Below are 21,501 nucleotides of genomic sequence, written 5' to 3'. Positions count from 1 at the left end.
CGGGGGCGGCACGGCCCGGGGCGGGGCTGCGTTCGTGGGGTCAGCGGATGACACGACCGCGGAGGATCGTGCGGGACGGGGCGCGAACGACGCGCAGGTCGCCACGGGGGTCTTCGGGGTAGACGGTCAGGTCGGCGAGGCCGCCTTCGACCAGGCCGGGGAAGCCGAGCCAGGCGCGGGCGCCCCAGGAGGCGGCGGCGAGTACGTCGATGGGTGCCATGCCGGCCCGTTCGTGCAGCAGCAGCATCTCCTCGGCGGCCAGCCCGTGATCGATGCCGCCGCCGGCGTCGGTGCCCACGTAGATCGGCACCCCGGCCTCGTGCGCGGCACGCACCACCTCGGGGAAGCCGTCGCGCAGCGCGAGCATGTGGTCGGCGTACCCGGGGAACTTGCCCCGCGCGTGCTCGGCGATGCCCCCGAAGGTGGCGATGTTGATCATTGTGGGGACCAGGGCGGTGCCCTGGCGGGCCATCTCGTCGATCAGGTCGAGGCTGAGCCCGGTGCCGTGCTCCACCGAGTCCACCCCGGCCCGAACCATGATCTCGACGGCCGACTCGCTGAAGGTGTGCACCGCGGCGCGTACCCCGGCGTCGTGCGCAGCCCGCACGGCGGCGGTGAGGGTGTCCGCGTCCCAGGCCGGTGCCAGGTCACCGACGCCCCGGTCGATCCAGTCACCGACCAGCTTGACCCAGCCGTTGCCGGCCCGCGCCTGCGCGGCCACAGTGGCGGCGACCTCGGTCGCGTCCACCTCCACGCCGATGTCGCGCAGGTAGCGCTTCGGCGGGGCGACATGCTGGCCCGCGCGGGCCAGTCGCGGCAGGTCCGGCTCGTCGTCCAGCTCGGGGTACGGGTACGGCGACCCGGCGTCGCGGATCGCCAGCACCCCGGCGTCCCGGTCGACGTGGGCCAATCCGCGGGCCTGGTCGAGCGAGGTGATCGGGGCGCCGCCTCGGGCGATGCCGATGTGGCAGTGCGCGTCGACCAGCCCGGGCAGCACGAAGCCGCCGTCGACGACGGTCTCCGCGCCCGACACCGGGGTGAAGGTCACCCGGTCGCCGACCAGCCAGAGATCCCGTACCTCGTCGTCGGGGAGCAGCACACCGCGCACATGAAGAGCCATGCGCACAGTCCTACCCGATCACTGCCCGTCCGGGGCGAGCAGGTCGCCCCGGAACGGCACGAAGGTCAGCGGGGGCGGTTGTCGCCGCCCTTGCCGAGCTTGTTGAAGTCGATCTTCGGGAGCTTGAAGCCGGGCGGCAGGCCCTGGCCTCCAGCGAGGTCGTTCGGGTCCATCCCCGGCGGAAGCTGCGGCATGCCACCCGGGAAGCCGGCGGGCATCCCGGCACCGGCGCCGGTACGCGGACGACCGCCGCCCTTGGTGCCCTTGCGCTTGTTCTTCGGCGACTTGGTCGCCTTGCGTCGGCCACCACCGGGCAGGCCCATCATGCCGCCCATCTGCTTCATCATCTTCTGCGCGTCGGCGAAGCGGTTGAGCAGCTGGTTGACGTCCATCACGGTGACCCCGGAGCCGTTGGCGATGCGCGCCCGGCGGGAACCGTTGATGATCTTCGGGTTGGTGCGCTCGCCCGGGGTCATCGACCGGATGATCGCGGTGACCCGGTCGAAGTGGCTGTCGTCCAGCTCGGCGAGCTGGTCCTTCATCTGCCCCATGCCGGGCATCATGGCCAGCACGTTGGCGATCGGGCCCATCCGCCGCACCGCGATGAGCTGGTCGAGGAAGTCGTCCAGTGTGAACTGCTCGCCGCCCATCAGCTTGGCGGTCATCTTCTCCTTCTGATCGGAGTCGAAGGCCTGCTCGGCCTGCTCGATCAGAGTGAGGACGTCGCCCATGCCGAGGATCCGGCTGGCCATCCGGTCGGGGTGGAAGACGTCGAAGTCCTCCAGCTTCTCACCGGTGGAGGCGAACAGGATCGGCTGCCCGGTGACCTCGCGGACCGACAGCGCGGCACCACCACGGGCGTCGCCGTCGAGCTTGGAGAGCACCACACCGGTGATGCCGACGCCGTCGCGGAACGCCTCGGCGGTGCGGACGGCGTCCTGACCGACCATCGCGTCGATGACGAAGATGACCTCGTCCGGCGAGACGGCGTCGCGGATGTCGGCGGCCTGCTGCATCATCTCGGCGTCGATGCCCAGCCGGCCGGCGGTGTCGACGATGACGATGTCGCGGGCGGCGCGCTTCGCGTGCTCGATCGACGCGCGCGCCACCTGCACCGGGTCACCGGTGCCGTTGCCGGGCTCCGGGGCGTACACCTCGACACCGGCCCGACCACCGAGCACCTGGAGCTGCCCGACGGCGTTGGGGCGCTGGAGGTCGGCGGCGACGAGCAGCGGCTGGTGCCCCTGGCCCTTGAGCCAGCGGGCCAGCTTGCCGGCGAGGGTCGTCTTACCGGAACCCTGGAGACCGGCCAGCATGATGACCGTCGGCGGCTGCTTGGCGAACTGGAGCCGTCGCCCCTCGCCGCCGAGCACCTTGATCAGCTCTTCGTTGACGATCTTGATGATCTGCTGGGCCGGGTTCAGCGCCTGGGAGACCTCGGAGCTGCGCGCCCGCTCCTTGACGGCCGCGATGAAGCCCTTGACCACCGGCAGCGCGACGTCCGCCTCCAGCAGCGCGAGACGGATCTCGCGCGCGGTGGCGTCGATGTCGGCGTCGGTGAGCCGCCCCTTGCCGCGGAGCTTGGTGAAGATCCCGGACAGGCGGTCACTCAAGGTGTCAAACACGCGAACATCCCGTTTGTCAGTGTTCCGGCGGGCACAACGCGGCCGGCACTGCGGAGTCCGGCCACCGCTAGGGTAACCGCCCGGCCGTAGGGCCGCTGTCGCCCGGCCCTGGCCTCACCCCGACACCAACCCCGACTGGTACGCGAACACGACGAGCTGGGCCCGATCCCGGGCTCCCAGCTTGCCCATCGCCCGGCTGACGTGGGTTCGCGCGGTCGCCGGGCTGACCACCAGCTGTGCGGCGATCTCCTCGTTGTTCAGGCCCTCACCGACCAGACCCACGACCTGACGCTCCCGATCGGTCAGCGTCTCCAGTCGGGGGTGCGGACGAAGCACCCGGGACGGCCGGGTGGCGAACTCCCGCACCACCCGACGGGTCACCGACGGCGACAGCAGCGCCTCCCCCTCGGCGACGAGCCGGATCGCGCGCAGCAGCTCGGCCGGCCTGGTGTCCTTGGTGAGGAACCCGCTCGCACCGTGGCGCAGCGCGTCGAAGACGTACTCGTCCAGCTCGAAGGTGGTGAGCACCACGACCCGCGTACCGGCCAGATCGGGGTCGGCGACGATCCGGCGGGTCGCCTCGATGCCGTCGATACCGGGCATCCTGATGTCCATCAGCACCACGTCCGGCCGTTCCCGACGCGCCAACTCGACCGCCAGCAGCCCGTCGGACGCCTCACCGGCCAGCGCCAGGTCGTCCTCGCTCTCCACCAGCGCGCGCAGCCCGAGCCGGACCAGGTCCTGGTCGTCGGCGATCAGCACCCGGATCATGTCGTCGGCTCCACGGGCAGCCCGGCGTACACCCGGAACCCGCCCTCGGCGCGCGGCCCGGTGGTCAACCGCCCGCCCAGCGCGGCGACCCGCTCGCGCATCCCGGCCAGACCGTGACCGCCCTCGCCGTCGGCCGGAGCGGTTTCGGCGCGGTCGGCACCCACCCCCCGGTCGGTGACCTCGACGGTCACCTCGTGGGCGCGGTAGTCCACCGTCACCTCCGCGCTCGCCACCCCCGCGTGACGCAGCACGTTTGTCAACGCCTCCTGCACCACCCGGTACGCGGCCAGGTCGACAGCGGCCGGCAGCTCCCGGGGGTCACCGACCACGCGCACGTCGACGGCGAGCCCCGCCCCGGCGAGCCGGTCGCGCAGCACGGGGAGCCGGGCCAGGCCCGGTACCGGCTCGCGCTCGGCACCCCGCCGCACCGCGCCCAGGGTGACCCGCAGCTCGTCCAGCGCCTCGCGGCTGGTCCGGCTGATGGCGGTCAGGGCCACCTCCGCCTGCTCCGGCCGCTTCGGCAGCAGGTGCAGGGCGATCTCCGCCTGCATGCTGATCGCGGCCAGCCCGTGCCCCACCACGTCGTGCACCTCCTGCGCGATGCGCAGCCGCTCCTCGTCGGCCTGCCGTCGCGCCTGTTCAACACGGCTGCGGGCCTCTTCGGCACGGGTACGCGCGGTCGCCTCACGGCTCACCCGCACCACCACCCCCACCGCGAACGGTACGACCACCCAGGCCGACGCGGGCAGCACACCCGTCCAGCCCGGTGCCGGCCCCCGACCGAAGAAGACGTGCGCCGACAACAGGACGAACGCGCCACCGGTGGCGAGCGCCGCCGGTCGCACCGGCAGCCTCACGGCCACTGTGTACACCGCGACCAGGAACGTGACCAGGATCGGCCCGTACGGGTAGCCGATCAGCAGGTACGTCGAGGTGGCCACTGTGACCACGGCGAGGGCAGCGACCGGAGCACGTCTCCGGACCAGCAGGGCGAGCGCGGCGACGGCGATCAGCACCCGACAGGCGGCGTCCACCGGCCTCGACCCCGGTTGGTTGTCCCCGGCCAGACCGGTGGCGAGCAACCCGAACGCGAGCAGCGCCAGGGCGAGCGCGGCATCCGCCATCACCCCCGGCCACCGCCACTGCCCGCCTCGTCGCATGGCCGTCATTCTGCCCGCGCAGGCGCCGCTCGACGTGCGCCCACGAGCGACACCGCCCCTACGCCCCCGGACGTACCCGCGCACCGGGCCTCCGATCGCGCCGCGTTGGCGGCGGGCACCCGCACGAGCGTGATGACACTCCCGACCGCAACCCGCAACGGCGGCGGACACCCTCACGAGCCTGATGACTGTGAGGCATCAAGATGACTGTGAGGCATCACGCTCGTAGGAGTGACCCGGCTGGCACGCGCGGCCAACGGCCGAGCAGCACCCGACCGCGCTACGCGGCAAGGCAGTCAGGCATCCGGCGTCGTCCTGGGTCAGACGGCGGCGAGGACCGCGGCTTCCAGGCGGGCCCGGGTGGCGTCGTCCGGCCAACCTCCGACCAGGTAGAAGGCGTCGACCACGTCGGCGCCGAGGGTGGAGATGCGGGCCGCGCGAACCAGGGCGCCGGCCTCGTCGAGCGCACAGGCGACCCGGTAGAGCAACCCGGCGGCGTCGGCGGCGCGCAGTTCCAGCAGTACGGCGTCGGTGGCCGCCTCGCGGTGCCAGACCACTCGTGGGGCTGCGCCGCCACCACGGCTGGCGAGCGCACGGCCCCGCAGCCGTTGGGTGACCGACACATCACCGGCTACCGCCCGGCGCAGGTCGGCGCGGAGGGGCACCGGGTCCGGCGGGAGGCCGTAGCGGGGCTGCACCCGGCACTCGACCAGGGCCCGGCCGTCGACGGCGGAGGCGTCCGCGGAGATCACCTCCAGCCGGTGCAGTGCCAGGCAGCCCGCCACCGTGGCGAGCAGACCCCGCCGGTCGGCAGCCGCGACCGACACCCGGTCGCCGGTCAGGTGGACGACCGGCAGGGGCCCGGCCAGCAGCTCCGGGTCCGGGGCGGGTGGCTCGGGGAGTACGCCGGTGTCCAGCGCGGTGCGAACACGGGCGACCAACTCGGCGACGAGTCGGCCCTTCCAGTCTGACCAGGCCGCCGGCCCGGTCGCCGCCGCGTCGGCGCGGACCAACGCGTGCAGCACGTCGAGGGTGCCGGTGTCACCGACCGCCTCGGCCACCGAGGCGATGGTGACCGGGTCGGCCAGGTCCCGGCGGGTGGCCACGTCGGGCAGCAGCAGGTGCAGCCGGACCAGCTTGCCGATCAGCTCGACCTCCGCCGTGGGCAGACCGACAGTGGTGGCCACCGCCTGGGCTACCGGCACACCGACAGTGCTGTGGTCACCCGGGAGGCCCTTGCCGATGTCGTGCAGGAGAGCGCCGAGGAGCAGCAGATCGGGGCGTTCCACCTCGCGGGCGTGCCGGCTGGCCTCGTACGCGGTCTGCACGAGGTGCCGGTCGAGGGTGAACCGGTGCACCGGGTTGTGCTGGGGCAGGCTGCGCAGCCGGGTCCACTCGGGCAGCCAGCCGTCGACCAGCCCGTACCGGTCGCAGGTCTCCCAGGCCGGTACCAGGCCGGCACCGGCGCCGAGCAGGGTGATCAGCGCGGCCCGGGCCTCGGCCGGCCAGGGGGCGGGCAGGGGCGGGCAGTACGCCGCCAGCCACTCGCAGGTGGCCCGCGCGATGGGGATTCGGGTCGTGGCCGACGCGGCGGCCACCCGCAGCGACAGGCTCGGGTCGGGGCGTGCCCCGATCGCCGTACGGGCGAGCACCAGCTCGCCGTCGTGTTCGACCACGTCACGGGCGACCGGACGGCGGGCCGGGCGGCCGTTCCCGCCCCGGGAGCGACCGGAACGCAACCGCTCGGCGGCTCGGAAGGCGTCGTCCAGGGCGTGGCTGACAGTGCGCGCGTCGCCGGCGACCCGCCGCAGCAGAGCGTCGCCGTCTTCGAGGTCGAGCAGGGTGGCCACTCCGTCGCGTTCCTGGGCGACCAGCCGGTCGACGCGTCGGCCGACCTGCTGGTGCAGGGCGTCGCGGGTGTCCAACAGGCGCAGGTGGGCGGCGCGTACGGCGGGACGCAGCGCGTCGGTGATGCCGGCCGCGGAGATCGCCCGCAACAGCCCCACGTCGCGCAGACCACCGGCGGCCTCCTTGAGGTCGCCCTCCAGCAGGAATGCCAGCTCACCATGGGCCTGCCAACGGGCTTCGGTGACCTCCCGCAGGCCGGGCAGGTGCCGGACGGCGGTACGCCGCCAGTGGTCGGCGGCGGTGCGGATCAACGCGTCGGCCAGCGCCTGGTCCCCCACGACCAGCCGGGCGTCGAGCAGCCCGAGGGCGACCTTGACGTCGTCCTGGGCCACCGAGAGCGCCTCGGCGACGGTGCGGACGGAATGGTCGAGCCGCAGGCCCGCGTCCCAGATCGGGTACCAGACCGAGGCTGCCAGCTCGTCGGTGCCGGGCACTCCGGCGTGCAGCAGCACCAGGTCGAGGTCGCTGTACGGGGCACACTGACGTCGACCCAGACCCCCGACGGCCAGCAGTGCCACCCCGCCCCGCGCCGGCAGCAGCCCTCGCAGGAACGCGTCGTACGCCGCGGCCCGCCCCCGCCGGGCCGCTTCCCCGATTCCCCCGGGAACGCCGACGACCTCGTTGATCAAGAGGTTCGCGTCGCCGTCATCGGCGGGTCCTGACGCGTTCTTCTTGATCAACGAGGTCATGTCAGTCGTGGCCGCGGTCAGAGTGCGTCGAGGCCGCGTTCGCCGGTACGTACCCGGACGACCTCTTCGACACCGGTGACCCAGACCTTGCCGTCACCGATCTTGCCCGTGCGGGCCGCTCCGACGATCGCGTCGACCACCTTGTCGACGTCGATCTCATCGGTGAGCACCTCGACCCGGATCTTGGGCAGGAACTCGACCGTGTACTCGGCACCCCGGTAGACCTCGGTGTGCCCCTTCTGTCGCCCGTACCCCTGAACCTCGCTGACGGTCAGCCCGGCCACCCCGAGGGCGTGCAGGGCCTCCTTCACCGCGTCCAGTTGGTACGGCTTGATGACTGCGGTCACCAGCTTCATGTCCAACCCCTCCATCCCAGGAACGTTAACCGGCGACCTTTTCGCTGACCGGCTCGGCGGGCTCCGCCTCCGGCTTGGCACCGCTCGTCGCGCCGCCACCGGGGGTGCCGATGCCGGCCATCGCGAACGCGCTGCCCGTGCCGCCGCCGGCCGGGGACAGGTCGTAGCTGCTCTCGGCGTGCTCGGCGATGTCGATGCCCTCGACCTCCGCCTCGCCAGTGACGCGGAAGCCGATCGTCTTCTCGATCACGAAGGCGAGCACCCAGGCGACGCCGAACGACCAGGCGGTGACGATCAGGCCGGCGAGGGCCTGCCGCCCGAGCTGGGTCGCGCCGCCACCGTAGAAGAGGCCGTCGGAGGCACCCACCACGTCGGTGATCGCGGCGTTGACCGAGTTGGTGGCGAAGAGGCCGAGCCAGAGCGACCCGATCCACCCACCGACGAAGTGCACGCCGACCACGTCGAGCGAGTCGTCGTAGCCGAGCTTGTACTTGAGACTGACGGCGAGCGCGCACACCGCGCCGGCGACGATGCCGAGCAGGACGGACGCCCACGGTGCGATGAAGCCACAGGCCGGGGTGATGGCGACCAGACCGGCGACGGCGCCGGACGAGGCACCGACCATCGTCGGCTTGCGGGTCTTGACCCACTCGACGGCGATCCAGCCGAGCACCGCCGCCGCCGTGGCGAGCTGGGTGTTGATGAAGGCGAGGCCGGCGACCGAGTCGACGGTCAGCTCCGAGCCGGCGTTGAACCCGAACCAGCCGAACCACAGCAGACCAGCACCGAGCGCGACAAGCGGGATGTTGTGCGGCTTCATGCCCTCACGCGGCCAACCGAGCCGCTTACCGAGGACCAGGACCACGGCCAGGGCCGCCGCGCCGGCGTTGATGTGCACAGCGGTGCCACCGGCGAAGTCCAGTGCGTGGATGTCGCCGCCGATGATGCCGCCGCCCCACACCCAGTGGGCGACCGGGAAGTAGACCAGGGTGGCCCAGCCGAAGGCGAACAGCAGCCAGCCGGCGAACTTGGCCCGGTCGGCGATGGCACCGCTGATCAGCGCGACGGTGATCACCGCGAAGACCATCTGGAAGGCCATGAACACGTAGAGCGGGACGCCGATGCCGCTGGGGTTCTCCGCCGTGGCACCCCACAGGTCGGTTTCGGCGAGGAAGGTCTTGGTGCCGAGGTACGCGCCCGGGTCGCCCCAGAAGCCGTTCACGTCGGTCCCGAAGGCGACGCTGAATCCGTAGAACCACCACAGAATAGAGATGAGCCCGATAGCCGAGAAGCTCATCATCATCATGTTGAGTACGCCCTTGGCCCGGTTGAGGCCGCCGTAGAACAGCGCCAGTCCGGGGGTCATGAGCAGCACGAGCGCTGTCGAAACCAGCAGCCACGTGGTATTGGCGCCGTCGATCGTCGGTGCTTCAGGCACGCTGGCCTCCTAAAGGTGAAGTCCTCCTTCGCGGCTTTCCGGGGCAGCGTCGCCCGTAGGCCGGTTGCGCGGAAGCTTCGCGGCCGGCTGTTTCACTTTGGGTCCCGTGCGGGTTTCCGTTTCGTGACGGGTTGTTTCGGACGTGTCACGAACTCCGCACAGTCATCAGCATGGACGATTGTGGATCGACCGGACGGCGATCGTCGATGGCTGACCGGTCAACGGCATCGACCGGTGCGCTTGACGAGCCCGGCCGAGCATCGCCCGACCGGCGCTCAGCGGAGGGCGTTCTCCAGGGCGTGCCGCTCGTAGTCGAGCAGCCGCAGATCGCGCATGGGGCGACGCAGGTGACCCTTGTGCACGATCCGGACGAACGCCGGCTCACCGGCGGCGGCCATCCGGCGGATCCCCTCGACGTGGTCCACGATCCGTTTGCGGATGGTCCGGATCAGCCGGTGCCGGTCCCGGGGGATCAGCCCGTACGCGTCGGCGAAGAGCCGGAGGCGGCGGGGCCGGTCCGGGTGCTTCCAGCCCAGCGTGATCGAGTCGCGGTCCGCGAAGATCGGCACCCAGGTCCAGGCCGCGTACGCCACGTCGTAGATCCGCGCTCCGGGTGAGGCGAGGTCGAAGTCGATCAGCCCGAGGGTGCCGTCCGGACGCCAGATGACGTTGTGCGGCGCGGCGTCGTGGTGGCAGATCACCTCGGTGTCCGGTGGTGGGGGCCCGAACGAGCGCCAGACCGCCGCCTGCGGAGGGGTGAAGCCGTACTGCGCGTCGTGGAACATCCGCAGCATGGTGGCGACGGTGACCAGTGCCTCGTCGGTCACCCAGTGCGGGGCGAGCGGATATTCTCCGCACTCCCCCTCCAGGTACGACAGCACCTCACGGTTGCGCTCGTCCATTCCGAGCGCCCGGGGTGCGCCGGTGAACCCCACGTACTCCAGGTGGCGCAGCAGCGCGTGCACGGACGGGGTCCATGGCCCGGCGTTGCGCCGGACCGTGTCACCCACGCGGACAACTGTGCTCACGTTGCCGCCGTGCAGCGGGATCTCCTGCGAAGTCACGTACGGTCTCCCGAGGCGCTGCGAGGCATGGCCGGGGTCACGCCAGCCCGCGTACGCGCGATCGTCAGTGGTCACCCGAGACTACGCGTCCCGGCCGGTGGCCTCGGTCCCCAGCAACGCGTCGACGAACTGCGCCGGGTCGAACGGGGCCAGGTCGTCCTTGCCTTCGCCGAGGCCGACCAGCTTCACGGGGATGCCGAGCTTGCGCTGCACGGCGATCACGATGCCGCCCTTGGCGGTGCCGTCGAGCTTGGTCAGCACCACACCGGTCACGTTGACCACCTCGGTGAAGACCCGGGCCTGCTCCAGGCCGTTCTGCCCGGTGGTGGCGTCCAGGATGAGCAGTGTCTCGTCGATCGGGCCCTGCTTCTCGACCACGCGCTTGACCTTGCCCAGCTCGTCCATCAGGCCGACCTTGTTCTGGAGGCGGCCGGCGGTGTCGATGAGCACGGTGTCCACGCCGGTGTCGATGCCGCGCTTGACGGCGTCGAAGGCGACGCTGGCCGGGTCGGCGGCCTCGGGCCCCCGGACGGTCTCCGCGCCGACGCGCGAGCCCCAGGTCTCCAGTTGGTCGGCTGCGGCGGCCCGGAAGGTGTCCGCCGCGCCGAGCAGCACGCTGCGACCGTCGGCCACCAGCACCCGGGCGATCTTGCCGCAGGTGGTGGTCTTGCCGGCGCCGTTGACGCCGACGACGAGGACCACAGCGGGCACGCCGTCCTTGGGGGCGGTCCGCAACGAGCGGTCCAGGCTCGGGTCGAGCGCGTTGACCAGCTCGGCGGCGAGCAGTGCCCGCAGCTCGGAGGCCGAACGGGTGCCGAGGACCCGGGTGCGCTCGCGGAGCCGGTCGACGATGTCGCGGGTGGAGTCGACGCCGACGTCGGCGGTGATCAGGCTGTCCTCGATCTCCTCCCAGACGTCCTCGTCGAGGTGGTCACGGGCGAGCAGGCCGAGCAGGCCCTTGCCGAACACGTTCTGTGAGCGGGACAGCCGCGAGCGGAGCCGGACCAGCCGCCCGGCGGTCGGCTCGGGGACCTCGACCTGCGGTTCGAGCACCGGTGGCGGCTCGACCAGGACGCCGGTGGACAGATCGGACTCCGGTGCCTCGACCGGCGGGCCGGCGAGATCCTCCTCAGCCCTGGTGTCGACCTCCGTGCGTGGCAGCGGAGGCTCGGGCCGTCGCCGCAATCGCGGGACGACCAGCCCGACTGTGCCGGCGATCAGCACACCGAGCAGGACCAGAGCGAGGACGAGATATTCGGCCATGCCGGAATCCTGTCAGATGCGGGCGGCGGCGTCCCAGCCACCGCACCCCGAGCCGTGCCGGGAGCGGTGCTCGGCGTCTCAGCCACCGCACCCGGCCGGTGCCGGGGACCGGCGGTAGGCTCGGCCGCATGCCCGCCGCACACCTTCTCATCGGCCCACTTCTGCGGCGAGTGGTGGACACCCGGGCGACGATCTGGGTGGAGACGGCGGCGCCCGCCGTGGTCACCGTCCGTACCGCCAGCGGCGCCACCGGCACCGCGCCCACCTTCTCGGCGTACGACCACCACTACGCCCTCGTGGTGGTGGAGGGCCTTGCCCCGGACAGCGAGACCACCTACGAGGTGCTGGTCGACGACGAGATCGTCTGGCCGGTGCCGAGCAGCGGGTTCCCACCCAGCGTGATCCGCACCCGGGCGGCCGACGATCGGGACCAGCCGGTCAACCTGATCTTCGGCTCGTGCCGGGAGACCACCCAGCACGCCACCACCCGCAAGCTGCCGCCGGACGCGCTCGACGCGTACGCCCGGCGGTTGATGGCCGACCCGGAGTCGAATCCGCCGCCCGACCTGCTGGTGCTGCTCGGTGACCAGGTCTACGCCGACGTCACCTCGCCCACAGTGCGCCGGCTGCTGCGTCGACGGCGGCGGCGGCCGAAGGGCGCTCCGGCCGACCAGGTGGTGAGCTTCGACGAGTACACCAAGCTCTACCTGGAGTCCTGGCGTGATCCGGAGATCCGCTGGCTGCTCTCCACGGTGCCCAGCGTGATGATCTTCGACGATCACGAGATCATCGACGACTGGAACACCTCGGCGGCGTGGCGAGCCGAGGTGCGCGAGCAGCCGTGGTGGCAGGAGCGGATCGGCAGTGGGCTCGCCTCGTACTGGGTCTACCAGCACCTGGGCAACCTCTCCCCCGACGAGATCGTCGCCGATCCGGTCTTCGCGAAGGTCGCCGCCGCCGAGGACGCCACCAGCGTGCTGCGCGAGTTCGGCCACCGGGTCGACCAGGAGTCCGACCTGGCGCACGACACCGAGCGCTGGCGCGCTGTGCAGTACCAGTGGAGCTACGCACTGGACCTGGGCCGGACCCGGCTGGTCATGCTGGACAACCGGTGCAGCCGGGTGCTCGAGCCCAACAGCCGGGCGATGCTGCCGCCCGGCGAGTGGGCCTGGTTCCTCGACCAGGCGCACGGGGTCTACGACCACCTGGTGGTGGGCGCCTCGCTGCCCTGGCTGCTGCCGCAGGGCATCCACCACATCGAGGCGTGGAACGAGAAACTGGCGGACTCACGCCGACCGTGGGTGGCCCGGGGGGCGGAGAAGCTGCGCCGCGCCCTGGACCTGGAGCACTGGGCGGCGTTCCGGCGTTCCTTCGAGGCGCTCGCGGAGACGTTCGCCCGCATCGGCACCGGCACGCCACGGCAGTCCGGCGCACGGATCGGGGCGGGCCCGGCGTACGCCCCACCGGCGTCGATCAGCGTGCTCTCCGGTGACGTGCACCACTCGTACGTGGCGCGGGCCCGGTTCGCGGACCCGGCGGTGGTCACTCCGGTGCACCAGCTCACCTGTTCGCCGATCCACAACCAGGTGCCGGCGGGCATCCGTCCGCTGATGCGGCTGGGCTGGTCGCCCGGTCCGGCCGGGGCCACCAGGGCGCTGGCCCGTTCGGCGGGCGTACGCCGGCCCGGGGTGCGCTGGCGCAAGCTGGCCGGCCCGTACTTCGGTAACGCCGTCGCCACCCTGACCCATCACGGGCGTGGGGCCGACGTGGTCATCGAGGGCACCACCAAGGACGGGCACCTACGGCCGGTGATGCGGCGTCGACTCTCCGGCGACGGCGAACCGGCCGCGCCGTAGTCTCTACGCCGTGGACGAGCACCTGCCGGAGCCGATCCGGGCGGTCGAGCACGAGTTGACCGCTCTGCTGCGCCGTGGGCGAGCGGTCTCCTGGGAGATCGCCCGGGAGGTGCACCCGAACCTGGAGCCGAACACCTACGGGTTGCTGCTCTGGTTGCGGCGGAGCGGGTCCATCCGGTTGACCGAGTTGGCGGCGCGGCTGGGCGTGGGCAAGGGGACGCTGAGCCGGCAGATCAACGCGCTGGAGGTCCTCGGTCTGGTGCACCGCGACCCCGATCCGAGCGATCGGCGGGCCGCGCAGATCAGCCTCACCGACGAGGGGCAGCGCCGGTTCGACGTGGCCCGCGCGGCTCGGCTGGGCGAGTTCCTGCGTGCTCTGGACGGCTGGCCGGAGCGCGACGTCGAGGAGTTCGCCCGGCTGCTCGGCCGGTTCAACGACTCCTGGCAGTAGCCACCCGACGCCAGGAAATCCTGGCGATAGCCGCCCAGAAGCAGGGAATAGGGCACCGGTCCAACAAGTTGTTGCTTCAGGCAACCAAGGCATACGGTTGCCTCAGGCAACTCACAGGCGGCCCGTGCGTACCAGCCCCGCCGTTCCACCTCGACTCCGCTCGGAGGCAACAAACGATGAGCCAGGCGACAGCGCCTCCCCAGGCGACCGCCGTGACCATGACCCACCGGCAGATCCTGGAAGCACTCTCCGGTCTGCTGCTGGGCCTGTTCGTCGCGATCCTCTCCTCCACGGTCATCTCGAACGCGCTGCCGCGGATCATCACCGAACTGCACGGCGGTCAGTCCGCGTACACCTGGGTGGTGACCTCGGCCCTGCTCGCGACCACCGCGACCACCCCCATCTGGGGCAAGATGGCCGACCTGACCAGCAAGAAGACCCTGGTCCAGCTGGCCCTGGGGATCTACGTGCTGGGCTCGGTGCTGGCCGGCCTCGCCCAGGGCACCGGTGAGCTGATCGCCTGCCGCGTGCTCCAGGGCGTCGGCGCCGGCGGCCTCACCGCGCTGGCCCAGGTGATCATGGCCACGATGATCGCGCCCCGCGAACGTGGCCGCTACAGCGGCTACCTCGGCGCCGTGATGGCCGTCGGCACCATCGGCGGCCCGCTGATCGGCGGCGTGATCGTGGACACCTCCTGGCTCGGCTGGCGCTGGTGCTTCTACGTCGGCGTGCCGTTCGCCATCCTCGCGCTGATCGTGCTCCAGAAGACCCTGCACCTGCCGGTGGTCAAGCGGAAGGCCGAGATCGACTGGTGGGGCGCCACCCTGATCACCGCGGCCGTCTCGGTACTGCTGATCTGGGTCTCGCTCGCCGGCGACCAGTTCGCCTGGGCCTCCTGGCAGAGCGCCGTGATGGTCGTCGGCGCGCTGGTCCTCGGCGCACTGGCGATCCGGGTCGAGACCCGGGCCGCCGAGCCGATGATCCCGCCGCGGCTGTTCCGCAACCGCACCATCACCCTCGCCGTCGTCGCCAGCATCGCGGTCGGTGTGGGCATGTTCGGCGCGTCGATCTTCCTGGGCCAGTACTTCCAGATCAGCCGCGGGCAGAGCCCGACCATGTCCGGTCTGATGACCCTGCCGATGATCCTCGGCCTGTTGGTCGCCTCCACCGTCATCGGGCGGGTCATCAGCAAGACCGGCCGTTGGAAGCAGTACCTGGTGATCGGGTCGGCGCTGCTCACCATCGGCTTCGCGCTGATGGGCACCCTGCGCGCCGACACCAGCTTCACACTGCTCAGCGTCTACATGCTGCTGATCGGCGTCGGCCTGGGCATGACCATGCAGAACCTGGTCCTCGCCGTGCAGAACACCGTCGGCCCGCACGAACTCGGCGCGGCCAGCTCGGTGGTGGCGTTCTTCCGCAGCCTGGGTGGTGCGATCGGCGTCTCCGCCCTCGGCGCGGTGCTCGCTCACAAGGTCAAGGACTACACCGCCGACGGGCTGGCCCAGCTCGGTATCCCCGCCTCCAGCTCCGGCAGCGGCGGTGCCCTGCCCGACGTGCACACGCTGCCCGGCCCGCTGCGCGCGGTGGTGGAGAGCGCGTACGGCCACGGCGCCGGCGACATCTTCCTGACCGCCGCCCCGTTCGCGCTGATCGCGCTGATCGCTGTGGCGTTCATCAAGGAGGTGCCGCTGCGCCAGCACAACGGCAACCCGGTTTCCGACGAGGTCGAGCGGGAATCGACTGTCGCTGCCGGCGCCGGCTCACCCGTGATCCGTACCGGCGAGCAGAGGTGAGGTAGAGCCATGGGCGTGGGAGCACCGGACCGCGAGGAGTACGGCCCCCGGACCCGACCGTTGCCCTTCGAGCGCGGCACGGACGGACCTCGGGTGATCATGGTGGGTGTCGACGGCACCCGGACCTCCGAGCGGGCCGGCTCCTACGCCGCGGGCCTGGCCCGTCGACAGAGCGCCGCGCTGGTGGTGGTCTTCGTCAGCTCACCGAGCGGGCTGACCGCCCTGGTGCCCGGCATGGACGCCGGCGCGGTCCAGCGCACCCACGACGAGTTGGCCGACGAGCTGCGCCGGGAGTGCCGGCGCGGGGCCGAGCAGTGGGGCATCCCGGTGACCCTGCTGGTGCGGCGCGGCGACGCGTACGGCGAGCTGCGCGCGGCGGCCGACGAGTTCCAGGCCGACATGGTGGTGGTCGGCGCCTCCGAGCAGGCCGGACACCGCCTGGTCGGCTCGGTCGCCACCCGGCTGGTCCGCGCGGGCCGCTGGCCGGTCGTCGTGGTGCCCTGATAACCCGTCGCGGAGTGTCCGAGGTGCCGGGCAGGATGCGCGGCATGACCTGGATCGCACCGGAGATCACCCGGACCCCCGAACCGTACGTCGGCGACGAGCGCACCATGCTCGACGGCTGGCTCGACTACCACCGACAGACGCTGCTGCTCAAGTGCGCCGGCCTCACCGAGGCGCAGTTACGGACGCCGAGCGTGGAACCGTCCGGGCTGACCCTGCTCGGCCTGGTCCGGCACCTGGCCGAGGTCGAAGCCTGGTGGTTTCGGGAGAACTTCGCCGGCGAGCCTGTCGACTACCCGTACTTCACCCCGGAGAACCCGGACGCCGACCACGACGTCAGCGCCGCCGACGCCGCTGCCGACTTCGCCATCTTCCACCGCGAGGTGGCGCTGGCCCGCGAGGCCGCCGCAGGCCACGCGCTCGACGAGACGTTCACCGAGGTCGGCGCGAAGAAGCGCACCTTCAACCTGCGCTGGGTGTACGTGCACATGATCGAGGAGTACGCCCGGCACAACGGTCACGCCGACCTGATCCGGGAACGCATCGACGGCGTCACCGGCGAGTGACAGGCGCTCAGTAGTCCAGGGCCGCCCGCAGGTAACGCAGGTCGGCGTGGCCGCCCCAGCGGTGCGCCGACAGCCCGGCGGCGCGAGCACCCCGCACGGCCCAGTCCTCGTCGTCGACGCAGAGGACCCGGGCCGGCGGGGTGGCCAGGGCCACACAGGCGGCCTTGAAGTATTCCGGGGCGGGTTTGTGCACGCCGATCACCGAGGAGTTGACCACCACGTCCAGCTCGCCGACCAGGCCGAGCGCGGCCAGGTCGGCGTCGAGCAGGTCGGTGGCGTTGGTGCCCAGCCCGACCCGGACGCCCGCCGCACGGACCTCCCGGACGAACGCCAGCACCTCCTGGTCGACCTCTCCCCGGTAGCTCTGCCACTGCTCCACCGCGGCGCGGGCCCGTTCCGGGCTGCCCACCGATTCGCTCAGGGCATCCGCCACGCTGTTCATCCACTCGGCGTGGTTGACCTGGCCGGTGAGCACCGGCTGGAGCCGCCCCCACTGCATGGCGATCTCGCCGAGCACCCCCTCGGAGAGGCCGTACTCCCGCTCGACAACGGCGGCCACCGCCGGGTCCCACCGGCGCAGTACGCCGTCGAAGTCCAGCAGGAGCGCCGTCGCGCGTTCCCGAGCCACTACCCGTTCTCCTCGCCGCGGCCGTGCCGCTGGTCGTCCTCGTCGGCCCGGTTGAGCCGTTGGCTGATCACCTGAGTGACCCCACTGCGCATGGTCACGCCATAGAGCGCGTCGGCGATCTCCATCGTCCGCTTCTGGTGCGTGATGACGATCAACTGACTCTTCTCGCGCAACTGTGCCAGCAACAGGATCAGCCGGCCCAGGTTGACGTCGTCGAGGGCCGCCTCCACCTCGTCCATGATGTAGAACGGGCTGGGTCGGGCGCGGAAGATCGCCACCAACATGGCCACCGCTGTCAGCGACCGCTCGCCACCGGAGAGCAGCGACAGCCGCTTGATCTTCTTGCCCGGTGGGCGGGCCTCCACCTCGACGCCGGTGGTGAGCAGGTCGTCCGGTTCGGTGAGGATCAGCCGCCCCTCACCACCGGGGAAGAGCACTGTGAACACCTGCTCGAACTCCCGGGCGGTGTCCTCGAAGGCGCTGGCGAAGACCTCCAGGATCCGCTCGTCCACGTCCTTGACCACTGTGAGCAGGTCGCGACGGGTGGCCTTGAGGTCCTCCAACTGCTCGGAGAGGAACTTGAAACGCTCCTCCAGCGCGGCGAACTCCTCCAGCGCGAGCGGGTTGACCTTGCCGAGCAGGGCGAGTTCGCGTTCCGCCTTCGCGGCCCGCTTCTCCTGCACCGGCCGCTCGTAGCGCACCGGCTCGGGCACCGGCAGACCGTCACGTTCGGCCGTCGCGACGTCCACCTGGGTCGGCGGAACGGGCTGCGTCGGACCGTACTCGGCGACCAGCGTCTCCACGTCGAGCCCGAAGTCCTCGGCGGCCTTCGCCTCCAACTGCTCGATGCGCAGCCGCTGCTCCGCCCGGGCCACCTCGTCGCGGTGCACCTGGCTGGTCAGCCGCTCCAACTCCGCGCCCAGCCGCTTGGCGGCCCCGCGTACCTCCTGAAGCTCTGCCTCCCGCGCGGCGCGCTCCAGGGCGACCGCGTCGCGGTGCTCCTCGGCCGTCGCGATCGAGGTGGTCAGCCGGGTCAGCGCCTCCCGGGCGCCACCGGCGACGGACCGGGCGATGCCCGCGCCCCTGGCGCGGGCGGCCCGCCGGGCCGCCGCGCGTTCCCGGGCGGCACGCTCCGCGGTGGCCTGCCGGGCGAGCGAGTCGGCCCGGCCGGCGATCGAGGAGACCCGCTCCTCGGCGGTACGCACCGCGAGCCGGACCTCCATCTCGTTCTGCCGGGCCCGCGGCACCATGGCCGCCAGCTGATCCCGTTCCTCGCTGGAGGGCTCGGCGTCGACAGGGGTCTCCTCGGCCAGCCGTAGCCGCTCCTCAAGCTCGGCGAGCGCTGTGAGGTCCCGTTGCCGGGCGGCCTCGGCGCGCGAGCGGGAGTCGCCGAGCCGGTCGGTCTCGGCCTTCGCGGAGCGGGCCGCCGCACCCAGCTCGGCCAGCCGGCGAGCGGCGGCGTTGCGGTGGCTCTCCGCCTCGCGCTTCTCGGCGGCGGCGTGCTGCACGGCCTCCTTGGCGGCGGTCACCTCGGCGCGCGCCTCGACCAACTGATCACGCAGCTCCAGGCCAGCGCGTTCGGCGGTGACCCGGTTGGCGCGGGCCTCCTCGACGGCGGCCTGCACCTCGATGTAGCTGGGGGCCTTGGCCGACCCGCCCGCCGCCGCGTACGCCCCGACCACGTCACCGTCCGGGGTGACAGCCCGCAGCTCGGGGTTGCTGGCGACCAGCTCCGCGGCGGCGGCGAGATCGTCGACGAGCGCCACGTCCCGCAGGGCCCGGTGCACCGCCGGACGCAGCTCGGCACTGCACTCCACCAGGTCGGGCGCCCACCGGGCGTCGTCCGGCAGCTTCGGTCGCAGCGCGTCGGCGGAGCCGGTCATGCCGGGTCCCGCCGGGCTGCCGACCAGTAGGCCGGCCCGGCCGGCGTCGGAGATCTTCAGCAGCCGCATCGCCTCGACGGCCTCGTCCACCCCGCTGACGGCGACCGCGTCGGCGAGGCCGCCGAGCGCGGCGGCCAGCGCGGCCTCGTGGCCGGGCGCGACGGTGAGCAACCCGGCGAGGCTGCCGAGCAGGCCGGGCACGTCTCCGGCGCGGGCGAGCAGCGCCCCGGCGCCGTCCTTGCGCCGCAGCCCCAGGGCCAGCGCCTCTTCGCGGGCCTTCCAGGTGGCGGCGTCCTTCTCCGCCGCCCGCTCGGCGTCGGAAAGTGAGCGCACTGTGGCCTGGGCCCGTTCCTGCACGGCGACCGCCTCGGCGTGCCGGGCGTCCAGGTCCGCGTTGTCCCGGTCGGCCTCGGTGGACTGGGCGGCGACAGCGTCCAGGTCGGCCTGCGCCTGCTCGGCGCGGCCCAGCGCGTCGGCGTGCGCGATCGCGAGGCGTTCGATCTCCTCGCCGGCGCTGGTGGTCCGGGCCCGGGCGGAGTTGACCTGGCCGGTGAGCCGGGCCATTCCCTCCCGCCGGTCGGCGATGGCCTTGGCCGCGGCGACCAGCTCGCGCTCGGCGGCCGCCAGCTGCCGCTCCAACTCCTGGCGGTGCTCGACCGCCTCGGCGAGTCGGATCTGGTCGTCGGTGAGCGCGCCGCGCAGCTCCTCCTCCTGCTCGCGGACGCGGTCCGCCTCGGCCTCCAGCTGGTCCGGGTCGCGGCCGGGCCGCTCGTCGTCGCCGGTGGCGCTGAGGTGCCGCAGCCGCTCCCGGGCCAACTGCTCGATCGAGCGGAAGCGTTCCTGGAGCGCGGAGAGCTTGTACCAGGTGTCCTGGGCGGCGGCGAGCAGCGGCGCGTCCTCCGCGAGGGCGGCCTCCAACTCGCCGAGCCGGCCCTGCACCTCGGTGTGCTCACCCTCGATCTGCTCGCGCCGCTCGCGCAGCGCGGTCTCGTCGGCGATCTCCCGGTCGAGGGTGGTCCGCAGAGTGGCCAGGTCGTCGGCGAGCAGCCGCAGCCGGGCGTCGCGCAGATTGGCCTGGATGGCGGCGGCGCGCCGGGCCACCTCGGCCTGCCGGCCCAGCGGCTTGAGCTGACGACGCAGCTCGGCCGTGAGGTCGGTGAGGCGGTTGAGGTTGGTCTGCATCGCGTCGAGCTTGCGCAGCGCCTTTTCCTTGCGCTTGCGGTGCTTGAGGACGCCGGCCGCCTCCTCGATGAACGCCCGGCGGTCCTCCGGCTTGGCGTGCAGCATGCCGTCGAGGCGGCCCTGCCCGACGATGATGTGCATCTCCCGGCCGATGCCGGAGTCGGAGAGCAGCTCCTGGATGTCGAGCAACCGGCAGGAGCTGCCGTTGATCTCGTACTCGCTCTCGCCGGAGCGGAACATCCGGCGGGTGATGGAGACCTCGGTGTACTCGATCGGCAGCGCGCCGTCGGTGTTGTCGATGGTGAGGGTGACCTCGGCGCGACCCAGCGGCGCCCGGCCGGCGGTGCCGGCGAAGATGACGTCCTCCATCTTGCCGCCGCGGAGGGCTTTGGCGCCCTGCTCGCCGAGGACCCAGGCGATGGCGTCGACGACGTTGGACTTGCCCGAGCCGTTCGGGCCCACCACGCAGGTGATCCCGGGCTCCAGCTTCAACGTCGTCGCGGAGGCGAAGGACTTGAACCCCTTCACCGTCAGGCTCTTGAGATACACCTACTCGATCCTCGTCCGGTGGCCGCCGTACCGTCGCCGGCTGCGGGGACCTGGGTGAACCCGCAGACTAACCCGGCGGCGGGAGCGGCCCGGCACGCGACCCGCCCCGCGTCGCGTCGACAGTGGGCGCGCTGCTGTTCGGTCGACAGCGATAAAGACAAGCGCCTTTCATGATCGGCTTATCCACCGACGCGCTTTTCGGTAACTGTGCGGCGCTGTTCCCACACGGTCGGCCGCATGATCATGAATCGTCGGCGCCGAAAAGGTGCCGGACAGTGTTGCGCGCCGGCACAGAGGTGTCGGCGCGCATTTTTGCGGTGGTGCGATTCAGTTTTTACGATCTGAAGATCAGGTCAGCGCCGGCTCGGCCAGACGGAGCAGATCGTCCGCCTCCGCCGCAGCCGCCGCGAGCCGATCATTGTCGGCACGCAGACGCGTGATCTCGAACTCCAGTGCCTGAACCCTGGAACGCAGTCGGGTGACCTCGTCGAGCAGACGCCGGTCGGGCGCTGCACCTACGTGGCCGTAGAGGGCCTTCGCCATGCTGACTCCTTGATATGCGCTGCCGGAAAGGCCGGCCAACGCGCGCCCAATTCATACGCGGCTGTCATTCCAGGCTGTATCTGGGCATGACCGGGCGCGACTGGCGACACCTATATATTGAGCCGCAAACCCCTCCTTCGTCAAGTTCT

Annotated in this window: 17 protein-coding genes; 5 read left to right on the top strand and 12 right to left on the bottom strand. The window is 71.9% G+C overall.

Features of this window, described 5'->3' with window-relative positions; translation table 11 throughout:
- Nucleotides 1-40: 40 nt before the first annotated feature.
- The 9 genes from NIE79_RS27080 to ftsY form a co-directional block, all read right to left on the bottom strand.
- A complete protein-coding gene (locus NIE79_RS27080; protein ID WP_238681252.1) occupies nt 41-1,120 on the bottom strand; it encodes an amidohydrolase family protein in 1,080 nt (359 codons plus the stop codon).
- Nucleotides 1,121-1,185: 65 nt separating this feature from the next.
- Complete coding sequence (gene ffh, locus NIE79_RS27075) at nt 1,186-2,745, bottom strand: signal recognition particle protein (protein ID WP_238681251.1); 1,560 nt, start codon at nt 2,743-2,745, stop codon at nt 1,186-1,188.
- A gap of 114 nt (nt 2,746-2,859) precedes the next feature.
- Nucleotides 2,860-3,516 (bottom strand): response regulator transcription factor, encoded by a 657-nt coding sequence (locus NIE79_RS27070; protein ID WP_238681250.1) that lies wholly within the window; start codon nt 3,514-3,516, stop codon nt 2,860-2,862.
- Complete coding sequence (locus NIE79_RS27065; protein ID WP_238681249.1) at nt 3,513-4,676, bottom strand: sensor histidine kinase; 1,164 nt, start codon at nt 4,674-4,676, stop codon at nt 3,513-3,515. Before NIE79_RS27065 ends, NIE79_RS27070 begins: the two co-directional genes overlap by 4 nt.
- 320 nt (nt 4,677-4,996) lie before the next feature.
- Nucleotides 4,997-7,273, bottom strand: coding sequence for a [protein-PII] uridylyltransferase (locus NIE79_RS27060; protein ID WP_238681248.1), 2,277 nt, complete (start codon nt 7,271-7,273; stop codon nt 4,997-4,999).
- Nucleotides 7,274-7,290: 17 nt separating this feature from the next.
- Nucleotides 7,291-7,629, bottom strand: a complete 339-nt coding sequence (locus tag NIE79_RS27055) for a P-II family nitrogen regulator (RefSeq protein WP_172862163.1) — start codon at nt 7,627-7,629, stop codon at nt 7,291-7,293.
- A 25-nt stretch (nt 7,630-7,654) separates the two neighbouring features.
- Nucleotides 7,655-9,067 (bottom strand): ammonium transporter, encoded by a 1,413-nt coding sequence (locus tag NIE79_RS27050; RefSeq protein WP_238681247.1) that lies wholly within the window; start codon nt 9,065-9,067, stop codon nt 7,655-7,657.
- A gap of 275 nt (nt 9,068-9,342) precedes the next feature.
- A complete protein-coding gene (locus tag NIE79_RS27045) occupies nt 9,343-10,206 on the bottom strand; it encodes a phosphotransferase (protein ID WP_238681246.1) in 864 nt (287 codons plus the stop codon).
- A gap of 6 nt (nt 10,207-10,212) precedes the next feature.
- On the bottom strand, nt 10,213-11,394 hold the full coding sequence (gene ftsY, locus NIE79_RS27040) for a signal recognition particle-docking protein FtsY (RefSeq protein ID WP_091393035.1): 1,182 nt from the start codon (nt 11,392-11,394) through the stop codon (nt 10,213-10,215).
- 128 nt (nt 11,395-11,522) lie between these two features.
- Here ftsY and NIE79_RS27035 point away from each other — a divergent pair, with 128 nt between their 5' ends.
- The 5 genes from NIE79_RS27035 (at nt 11,523) to NIE79_RS27015 (ending at nt 16,567) form a co-directional block, all read left to right on the top strand.
- Nucleotides 11,523-13,250: an alkaline phosphatase D family protein gene (locus NIE79_RS27035; protein WP_238681245.1), complete on the top strand. Its 1,728-nt coding sequence runs from the start codon at nt 11,523-11,525 to the stop codon at nt 13,248-13,250.
- Between the two features lie 10 nt (nt 13,251-13,260).
- Nucleotides 13,261-13,701, top strand: coding sequence for a MarR family winged helix-turn-helix transcriptional regulator (locus NIE79_RS27030; RefSeq protein ID WP_238681244.1), 441 nt, complete (start codon nt 13,261-13,263; stop codon nt 13,699-13,701).
- Between the two features lie 218 nt (nt 13,702-13,919).
- A complete protein-coding gene (locus NIE79_RS27025; RefSeq protein WP_504894141.1) occupies nt 13,920-15,497 on the top strand; it encodes an MDR family MFS transporter in 1,578 nt (525 codons plus the stop codon).
- Nucleotides 15,498-15,506: 9 nt separating this feature from the next.
- Nucleotides 15,507-16,001, top strand: a complete 495-nt coding sequence (locus NIE79_RS27020) for a universal stress protein (RefSeq protein ID WP_238681242.1) — start codon at nt 15,507-15,509, stop codon at nt 15,999-16,001.
- A 44-nt stretch (nt 16,002-16,045) separates the two neighbouring features.
- The gene (locus tag NIE79_RS27015; protein ID WP_238681241.1) at nt 16,046-16,567 is read left to right on the top strand and encodes a DinB family protein; all 522 of its coding nucleotides are present in this window, start codon (nt 16,046-16,048) and stop codon (nt 16,565-16,567) included.
- A gap of 7 nt (nt 16,568-16,574) precedes the next feature.
- Here NIE79_RS27015 and NIE79_RS27010 read toward each other — a convergent pair whose 3' ends face one another.
- The 3 genes from NIE79_RS27010 to NIE79_RS27000 all read right to left on the bottom strand — a co-directional run bounded on the left by NIE79_RS27010 (nt 16,575) and on the right by NIE79_RS27000 (nt 21,352).
- Nucleotides 16,575-17,195 carry an HAD family hydrolase gene (locus tag NIE79_RS27010; protein ID WP_238681240.1) on the bottom strand — a complete coding sequence of 207 codons (621 nt, stop codon included), beginning with the start codon at nt 17,193-17,195 and terminating at the stop codon, nt 16,575-16,577.
- Nucleotides 17,195-20,809, bottom strand: a complete 3,615-nt coding sequence (gene smc / locus NIE79_RS27005) for a chromosome segregation protein SMC (protein WP_238681239.1) — start codon at nt 20,807-20,809, stop codon at nt 17,195-17,197. Before smc ends, NIE79_RS27010 begins: the two co-directional genes overlap by 1 nt.
- 348 nt (nt 20,810-21,157) lie before the next feature.
- On the bottom strand, nt 21,158-21,352 hold the full coding sequence (locus NIE79_RS27000; protein ID WP_030487463.1) for a hypothetical protein: 195 nt from the start codon (nt 21,350-21,352) through the stop codon (nt 21,158-21,160).
- Nucleotides 21,353-21,501: the final 149 nt, after the last annotated feature.

The organism is Micromonospora trifolii (assembly GCF_022229005.1).
Lineage (GTDB): Bacteria > Actinomycetota > Actinomycetes > Mycobacteriales > Micromonosporaceae > Micromonospora > Micromonospora trifolii.
This window is presented reverse-complemented; position numbering and strand designations above follow the sequence as displayed.

What these genes read in the sequence shown, in the direction of transcription:
- NIE79_RS27065 (WP_238681249.1), bottom strand. Translation starts at nt 4,676, where the DNA reads ATGCGACGAGGCGGGCAGTGGCGGTGGCCGGGGGTGATGGCGGATGCC.
- NIE79_RS27060 (WP_238681248.1), bottom strand. Translation starts at nt 7,273, where the DNA reads ATGACCTCGTTGATCAAGAAGAACGCGTCAGGACCCGCCGATGACGGC.
- NIE79_RS27020 (WP_238681242.1), top strand. Translation starts at nt 15,507, where the DNA reads ATGGGCGTGGGAGCACCGGACCGCGAGGAGTACGGCCCCCGGACCCGA.
- NIE79_RS27070 (WP_238681250.1), bottom strand. Translation starts at nt 3,516, where the DNA reads ATGATCCGGGTGCTGATCGCCGACGACCAGGACCTGGTCCGGCTCGGG.
- NIE79_RS27025 (WP_504894141.1), top strand. Translation starts at nt 13,920, where the DNA reads ATGACCCACCGGCAGATCCTGGAAGCACTCTCCGGTCTGCTGCTGGGC.
- NIE79_RS27080 (WP_238681252.1), bottom strand. Translation starts at nt 1,120, where the DNA reads ATGGCTCTTCATGTGCGCGGTGTGCTGCTCCCCGACGACGAGGTACGG.
- NIE79_RS27035 (WP_238681245.1), top strand. Translation starts at nt 11,523, where the DNA reads ATGCCCGCCGCACACCTTCTCATCGGCCCACTTCTGCGGCGAGTGGTG.
- NIE79_RS27055 (WP_172862163.1), bottom strand. Translation starts at nt 7,629, where the DNA reads ATGAAGCTGGTGACCGCAGTCATCAAGCCGTACCAACTGGACGCGGTG.
- NIE79_RS27000 (WP_030487463.1), bottom strand. Translation starts at nt 21,352, where the DNA reads ATGGCGAAGGCCCTCTACGGCCACGTAGGTGCAGCGCCCGACCGGCGT.
- NIE79_RS27015 (WP_238681241.1), top strand. Translation starts at nt 16,046, where the DNA reads ATGACCTGGATCGCACCGGAGATCACCCGGACCCCCGAACCGTACGTC.
- ftsY (WP_091393035.1), bottom strand. Translation starts at nt 11,394, where the DNA reads ATGGCCGAATATCTCGTCCTCGCTCTGGTCCTGCTCGGTGTGCTGATC.